This is a genomic window from Cupriavidus basilensis (assembly GCF_029335485.1).
Lineage (GTDB): Bacteria > Pseudomonadota > Gammaproteobacteria > Burkholderiales > Burkholderiaceae > Cupriavidus > Cupriavidus basilensis_E.
In genome coordinates, this window is sequence record NZ_JARJLM010000053.1 from 1 (window position 1) to 7,716 (window position 7,716).

Consider the following 7,716-nt stretch of genomic DNA (forward strand, 5'->3'; position numbering starts at 1 on the left):
AGCCACCGATGCCTACGCCGGCACCCGCCGCGCCCGTATCGTGCTGGCCGACTGGGATGGCGTGCGCGCGCAGATCACGGCCGCGTGGCTGGCCCAGTTCAGCGGGCACGAGGTTTTCCTGTTCCGCCCCGCGCCGCTGGCGCCGCGCGAGGCCGGCGCGGAGCCGGTGCGGGTGCTGCGCGCATCCGAAGCCGAGGCGCCCTGGATCGAGGCCGCTTCGCTCGCCGCGCTGCAGGCGCTGGGCGGGGTGACCGTGGCGGACGTGGACAGCAGCCTGGCGTTCCGCCGCGGCCATGTGCCCGGCGCGTGGTTCGCCACGCCGGAGAAGGCGGCACTGGTGCTCGGTCATGCCGGGGAGGGCGACGTCATCGTCGTCACCTCGTCCGACGGCGTGCTGGCGCAGGCCGTGGCGGCAGAGCTGCGCCGCGTCAGCGGGCGCGACGTGCGGGCGCTGCTGGGCGGCAATGCGCGCTGGCAGGCGCTGGGCCTGCCCACCGAAGCGGCCGGGGCCGGCAGCGCTGCCGCGGCGCGCGTGCTGACCGGGGACGAAGAGGCCTGGTACAGCGCCTACGCCTATGAGGACGAAGGCCGCCGCAAGGCCGAGGTGCATGCCTACCTGAACTGGGAGATCGGCCTGGTGGACCAGCTTGCGCGCGATGGCGGCCTGCCGGTGCGTCTGGCGGACCATCGATCCGCCCCGGCGTAAGCGCCGCCGGGGCGGCGCTGGCGGGTGATGAGTGGCCGTACAATATGGCGCTTCGATTGCCCGAGGTGCCGCCGATGCCAGACCTGTACGCAAGACTGGAACTGAAATGCCCCCCGCTTCTGCTGTTGCTGGCTGCCATGGGCCTGTCGTGGCTGATCGGGCGCATGGGGGACTTCGGCACGCTGCTTTCGGACCGGGCCGCGGTGGCGCTTGCCCTGGTCCTTGCGCTGGCAGGCGTGGCGGTCAGCGTTGCCGGCGTGCTGGCCTTCCGCCGCAGCGGCACCAGCGTCGATCCCACTCGGCCTGGCCGGGCGTCGGCGCTGGTCCGGCACGGTATCTATCGCTACACCCGCAATCCGATGTATCTCGGCTTCGCGCTGCTGCTGGCGGGGTGGGGCATCTTCCTCGGCAGCGTGCTGGCGTGCGTGCCGGTGCCGCTGTTCGTGGCCTACCTGACGCGCTTCCAGATCATGCCGGAGGAGCGCGTCCTGCTGGCGCGCTTCGGCGGCGAGTTTGCTGCCTACCGGGCGCAGGTGCATCGCTGGCTGTAGCGTCGGTGGCCGATGTCATCGACGTAGTCGATGTATTCGACGTAATCGACGTAATCGACGTATTCGACGCAGAGATGGAAGTACCCCGATCCAGCACGTCGCATCCGGTGCGCTTCATCTGATTCGGTGGCGCAGGACTGCGAAAGCACAGCCAGGCGTGCAAGGCGCCGGCATGCGCGAAGGAGAACAGGCCGAAGACAACGGCCAGCGCGATGCTTCCCGGCGTCGCCATGGACACGTTGTGCGCACCGGATATCGCCCCGGTGATATCCGGCAGGAAGCCCGAGGTCCAGCCCGCGAGCAGGAACAGCGTGCCGCCGGCAGTCAGCGCGGTGCCGAGGTGATGGCGCGCCAGCACTGAAGAGCTGGTGAAGGCGTGGCAGTGATGCCGCCGGTTGGTGCGCAGGATCGCGGCGGCGTTGCCGATTGCCACGATCGCCGGCAGCGACCACCAGAAGAAGGGATGGTCGCAGTGCGCATCGATCGACAGCAAGGCGCCGATCATCCAGAACGTGGGTGCCGAGACGGTGGCCACGCTCCAGGACAGGCACTGCCATGCCCACCATGGGGCGCGCCATTGCAGCGGTTCTCTCTGTGTCAATGCAGGTCCTCCGGACAATGCGTGCCCCTGTAGCCAAGACGTTTGGCGAGGCGCCAAACCGCAGGTTTTTCGCGGCACGGGGTGTGTGGGGGCAGAAAGGATCCGGGTGCATGGATACGCGGCAAGCCTGAACGGCGCTTGCTCCCGCGATGACCCTGCGCGTGCCTCGGACAGGCTCAGGCCTTGAGCGGCACCGGGCGCTGGGGAGACTCGGGCGTGGCTGGTGGCATGTCACGAACCTGTCACTTTATCTGCGTATTCTCCAACTTATTTCGACAGTTTGTGCTGTAAAAATCACCTGAAATTCAGACGATCGCACGATAGAAGATGACAGGCAACCCGGCATCGGTCAGTGTGCTTGCGCTGGCGGCATGCCTGGTGTGTTTGGGCTTTCTGACTGCGACGGGATCTGCGCGTGCGCAGTCGACGGGCTTTCCGGGTACGCAGTCTGCGGTGCCTGCCGCAGGGGAGAGCGCACGGCTTCTCGACTTCGATATTCCGGCGCAGCCGCTCAATGCGGCGCTGAACCGGTATGCCGACGCCACCGGGAAGCCGGCGCTCTTTCCCAGCGATATCGTCGAGGGCCGCATGTCGTCGGCTGTCCGGGGCCGCTATTCCGCCGAAGCGGCGTTGCTCCTTCTGCTGGGTGGCACGGGGCTGGTTGCCGACAAGCGCAGCTCAGGCCTGGGCCAGACCTTCGTGCTCAAGGAGGCCGGCACGAAGGCCGGCGCGCCACGGGGCGGCATGGCTGCGCTGTTCAGCGCGCAGGGCTACGCCGGACTGGCGCAGGCGCGCATCTGGCAGGCCCTGTGCGCCAATGCGCGAACCGCGCCGGGCAGCTACAGCGTCCTGATGCGTTTCCACCTGGACGCGGACGGCCGCATCCAGGGGGCGCGCCTGCTTGGCTCCAGCGGCGATGCGCGCCGCGATGCCGCGCTGCTGGAGGCCCTGCGAGGTGTGCATATCGAGCGGCCTGCGCCGCCGGCGATCGTGCAGCAGCCCCTGACCATGGTGATTCAGCCGAACGATCCGGTGACCGGGCCGCGCTGCGGCCAGGATAATAGCGAGTTCTGACCATGTCCGAAGACTCACGACTCATCCTGCTGGACTATCTGGGCAAAAGCTATGGCAATCTCAAGACGCGCCTGACCAGGTTGCTTGGCAATGACGATGCGGCGGGCGATGCGCTGCACGACACCTGGCTGCGCCTCAAGGGCAAGGACGACTACGGTCCGATCCAGAATCCGGGCGCCTACCTGCTGCGCATGGCGGTCAACGCGGCGGTGGACGTCCAGCGCAGGCAGAGCCGTTCGTTGTCGGGCGACGAGGTCGATGGGCTGCTGGAAGAGATGGCCGACCCGGCCCCCAACCCCGCGCAGGTGGCCGAGGCCCGCTCCGACCTGGATGCGCTGATGCGGCTGCTGGACCGCATGCCGGAGCGCCGCCGGGCGCTGGCGCTGCTGGTGCATTCGGAGGGCGTCACCCAGAAGGAAGCTGCCCGGCGCCTGGGCGTCTCGCTACGAACGGTGGAATATGAACTGAAGCGCGTTCACGAATCCCTGGACGCATACATGACCGCCGGGAAAAAATAGTGCGGGTTTCATGTGCCGCCATTCGTCATCAATTATGAGAACAGAAGAAACAGGGAACCCTGCCCGCAGACTGCGCTCCGGGTGCCGCTAAAGTCTGGACGTCGGATATGACATGATGAAGACATCGACGCACAAGGAAGGCCACGCTGTGTCGCCCGCCGAACTTGAAGCGCAGGCGTGGCACTGGCTGCGCCTGCTTACCTCGGGCGACGCGAAGGCCTTGGACGCCCGGAGATTCCGTCGCTGGGTGCAGGCCAGCCCGGCGCACCAGGCGGCCTATGGTGCGGTCAAGCTACGCTGGGACGCGATCCAGGCGCCGGCCCGCGAGCTGCAACGGCGCAAGCCGGAAGCGGCTTTGCCGCGCAAACGCGCGCCGGGCATTCCCCCACGGGGCCGCCGCGCCTTCCTGGGTGCGGCCGTGACCGCGGCGGCGGCGGCCGGCGTCGCCGTGGTGTACCCGCCCCTCGGCCTGTGGCCCGCACTGGCGGATTGGGATGCCGACGACCACACCCGCGCGGGGGAGCAGCGTACGCTCGTGCTGGCCGCCAGCGTCAGCGTCACGCTCAATACGCGGACCAGCGTGCGCCGGCAGATGGCGGGTGGCGAAACGGTTGGGCTGGACCTGATCAGCGGCGAGGCTGCCATCGACCTGAATGGCGCGGGGCGCGCCTTTACGGTGGCCGCCGGTGCCGGGAACAGCCTGGCCGAGTCGGGGCAGTTCGAGGTGCGGAATCTGGACGGCCGGGTTTGCGTGACGTGCATCGATGGCACGGTGCGCGTGGAGCACCCCGCCGGCAGCCGGACGTTGAAGTCCGGGCAGCAGGCCGTCTATGACGCCAAGGCGCTCAGTGGGGTGGGCAACGTCAACCCGGCGGATGCGTCGGCGTGGCGCAAGGGCTTGCTGGTGTTCAACCAGACCAGGCTGTCCGACGCGCTCGACGAAATCAATCGCTACCGCCCGGGCCGGGTGGTGCTGATAAACGACAGCGTGCGCAACAAGCCGGTGAGCGGGCGTTTCGTCATTGCCTCGCTGGACGTGGCGCTGTGGCAGCTGCAGGAGGCGTTCGGGCTCGATGCCCGCGCCCTGCCGGGCGGGCTGCTGGTATTGAGCTGAGGCCGGTTTCACGGCACAGGGATGTTCCGCCCGATTGCGCAGTATGCACAGGCAACGTGCCATGCACGTTGCCTGCGTTGTCGTGCGCGCCCGAAGCCGGGTACGGGTGCCGCATCCCGAAAGCATCCGATCCGAAGAAAGTCCCGAAAATAGTTTGCGGTATTTGCGCGAGGCTGTTCGTCCCTTAGACAGGGGGGACGCTTCTGTCGCCGGCGCGAGCCGCCGGCCATGTGACGGCCCTGATGGACGTGAGCTGCCCGGCGCGGGGCGGGCAGCCGATTGGCATCGACTCAACTTTCGGGCAGGAATTCCACATGAGCACACGCGGACAAAAACGCGCGACGGCGACACCAACGCAGGGGATGCAAGAGGGACGGGCGTTCCACATGGCACCGATCGCGCGGGCGATCGCCGTGGCGCTGGCAGCCAGCGGGGTCGCCGCCGATGTGCATGCGCAGCAGGCCTTCAGCGGCGCCTGGTTCGCGGCCAAGGGCGCCGCGCAAAGCATGGCGGCGCAGACCGGCAGGCTACCCAACGGGGCGCTGGCTTCGTCGTTGACCAGCCCGCAGGGACAGCAGCAACAGGCCAACGCGCAATTGCAGCGCTCCATCGCCAATCTCGGCGCGGCGGCGCAGGCCATCGCCGCGCAGCAGTCGGCGCAAGCCGCTGCCCGGCTGGCTGCCCTCAATGAGGCTTCGGTGCCCGATGGCCTCGCCGACGGCGGCCTCAAGGTCGACACCAACAGCCTGAGCGCAAGCTGGCTCAATGCCAAGGCACCGGTGCAGACGGTGGCGGATGGCAGGACCACGGTGGCCATCCAGCAGACGGCCGACAAGGCGATCCTGAGCTGGGAGACCTTCAACGTCGGCAAGAGCACCACGGTGGCCTTCGCGCAGCAAAAGGACTGGGCGGTGCTCAACCGGGTCAACGATCCGCAGGCGCGGCCCAGCCAGATCCAGGGGCAGATCCAGGGCGACGGCACGGTGATGGTCGTCAACCGCAACGGCATCATCTTCAACGGCAGCAGCCAGGTCGACACGCGCAACCTGGTGGCCGCCGCCGCCAACATCGGCAACGACCAGTTCCAGAAGAACGGCATCTATGGGCCCAACGCCACCACGCCGAGCTTTACCGACGCGCTGGGCAAGGTGCAAGTGCAAGCCGGCGCGCGGATCACGACGCGCGAGCCGTCGCGCGTCACCGATGGCGGCGGCTACGTCATGCTGCTGGGCAGCGAGGTGAACAACGCCGGCGCGATCACCACGCACCGGGGCCAGACCCAGCTGGCCGCCGGCGACAGTTTCATCATCCGCAAGGGCGCCGGGACCGAGGGCAACACCGCCTCGACCACGCGCGGCAACGAAATCGCACCGCAGTTCGTCGCCGATAGCACCGCCGGCAAGGTGGGCAACACCGGCCTGCTCCTGGCCCGCGAAGGCGACATCACGCTGGCCGGGCGCGACGTGCGGCAAAACGGCGTGGCCGTGTCCAGCACCACCGTGAACGCGCGCGGCACGATCCACCTGCTGAACTCGGCCAGCGATACGCAGGGCAAGGTCACGCTGGGCCAGGGTGCCACCACCGCGATCCTGATCGAGGACGACGGTACGGCCCGCGCCCTGGACAGCCAGCGCGATGCGCTGATCAAGGATTCGGCGGATCAGGACAAGATACGTGCCCAGACGGCCGCCGGCGCCTTCGACAATCTCGCACGCCTGCCGGACCGGCGCGACCAGTCGCGCATCGAGATCGTCGCGGGCGGCGACGTGCTGCTCGACAGCCATTCGCTGACGCTCGCCACCGGCGGCCAGATCGCGGTCAGCGCGGCCAGGCGCAGCTTCGTGGCGGAACGGGCCCAGCTCGACGTCTCCGGCGCGGTGGGCGTGAGCCTGGCGATGGAAGCGAACAACGTCAAGATCAACGTGCAGGGCAACGAGCAGCGCGATGCGCCGGGCAACCGCGACAGCGGCAACCTGCTCAACGCCAACGTCTGGATCGACCGGCGCAAGCTGACCTACGTGCCTGCCGGCACGGGCGGGTACGCGGGCGAGCGCTGGTACACGGCGGGCGGCCTGCTGGAGGTGGGCGGGTACCTGAACAACCAGGGCCACGGCATCGGGGAGTGGGCCGCGCAGGGCGGCACCATCGTGCTGGGCGGCAAGGAGGTCGTCACCCAGGCCGGCTCCAGCGTGAACCTGTCGGGCGGGAGCCTGAACGTGCAGACCGGGTACCTGAACCAGACCTGGCTCAAGGGCAGCGACGGGCGGCTGTACAACGTCAACAGCGCACCGGCGGACATGGTGTTCGCGGGCGTGTACAAGGGCTTCGAGAGCGAGCATGCGCGCTGGGGCAAGACCACGACGGAGTACTACTACGCACCGCTGATCGCGCCGCAGCGGCTGCTGGAGAACGGCTATACGGTGGGCCGGGATGCGGGCCAGCTGATCGTCAGCGCGCCGACGGCGGTGCTCGAAGGCGACATCGTCGCCGCCGTCTTCAATGGCGCGCAGCAGACGCGCGCCGCTTCCGCCAGCGTGACGGACCCTTACAGGCAGAGCCAGAACGCGGTGGCCAGGGCAGGGAGCCTGGCGCTGGGGCAATATGGCGCGCTGGGGCGCGTCAATGCCTTCAACAGCGACGTGAAGATCGGCGATATCGACAGCATCACGCCGAACATGGCGGCGGCCGATGCGCTGGAGGCGAAACGGCTGAGCACCGTATGGCTGGACGCGGCCCGCCTGAACGGGCAACAGCTCGGCGGGCTGGATATCGCGACCCGCGGCCAGGTCGCGGTCGATGCGCCGCTCGTCCTCGCCAATGGCGGAAGGCTCTCTATCACCTCTCCCGTCACCAGCATCCATGCGGATATCACCGCGCGCGGCGGCCAGGTGAGCGCCGGCAACCTGTTCCAGGCCGGCAGCCCCGAAGTGCTGCTGACGCCGGACGGCCACGCGAGCGTGACGCTGGCGGCCGGAAAAACCATCGATGCGCGGGGACTCTGGACCAACGCGCAACTAGGCCCGTCCGACCTGTCCCGCCTGGCTTACCTGGACGGCGGCAGCGTTACGCTCGCCTCGACGCAGGATGTGACGCTGGGCGTCGGCAGCCTGATCGATGTATCGTCGGGCGCCGCGATTCTGGCCAACGGCAAG

General features: G+C 68.5%; 7 protein-coding genes. 6 read left to right on the forward strand and 1 reads right to left on the reverse strand.

The features are described 5' to 3' along the window. Both P3W85_RS03355 and P3W85_RS03360 read left to right on the forward strand, forming a co-directional pair. A partial coding sequence (locus tag P3W85_RS03355; RefSeq protein ID WP_346430230.1) for a rhodanese-like domain-containing protein occupies positions 1–706 on the forward strand: 706 nt, incomplete at its 5' end. A gap of 74 nt (positions 707–780) precedes the next feature. Then, a complete protein-coding gene (locus tag P3W85_RS03360; protein ID WP_276263724.1) occupies positions 781–1,257 on the forward strand; it encodes a methyltransferase family protein in 477 nt (158 codons plus the stop codon). Here P3W85_RS03360 and P3W85_RS03365 read toward each other — a convergent pair. Next, the gene (locus P3W85_RS03365) at positions 1,175–1,750 is read right to left on the reverse strand and encodes a hypothetical protein (RefSeq protein WP_276263725.1); all 576 of its coding nucleotides are present in this window, start codon (positions 1,748–1,750) and stop codon (positions 1,175–1,177) included. The two genes, P3W85_RS03360 and P3W85_RS03365, sit on opposite strands and share 83 nt — an antisense overlap. A 561-nt stretch (positions 1,751–2,311) precedes the next feature. Here P3W85_RS03365 and P3W85_RS03370 point away from each other — a divergent pair. From P3W85_RS03370 to P3W85_RS03385, 4 genes are all read left to right on the forward strand, one after another. Then, the gene (locus P3W85_RS03370) at positions 2,312–2,932 is read left to right on the forward strand and encodes a TonB family protein (protein ID WP_276263726.1); all 621 of its coding nucleotides are present in this window, start codon (positions 2,312–2,314) and stop codon (positions 2,930–2,932) included. 2 nt (positions 2,933–2,934) lie between these two features. Further along, complete coding sequence (locus P3W85_RS03375; RefSeq protein WP_017224029.1) at positions 2,935–3,450, forward strand: RNA polymerase sigma factor; 516 nt, start codon at positions 2,935–2,937, stop codon at positions 3,448–3,450. Between the two features lie 112 nt (positions 3,451–3,562). Beyond that, on the forward strand, positions 3,563–4,564 hold the full coding sequence (locus tag P3W85_RS03380; protein ID WP_276263727.1) for a FecR family protein: 1,002 nt from the start codon (positions 3,563–3,565) through the stop codon (positions 4,562–4,564). A gap of 314 nt (positions 4,565–4,878) precedes the next feature. Next, positions 4,879–7,716 (forward strand): filamentous hemagglutinin N-terminal domain-containing protein (locus P3W85_RS03385; protein WP_276263728.1); only part of this gene is annotated, 2,838 nt, incomplete at its 3' end.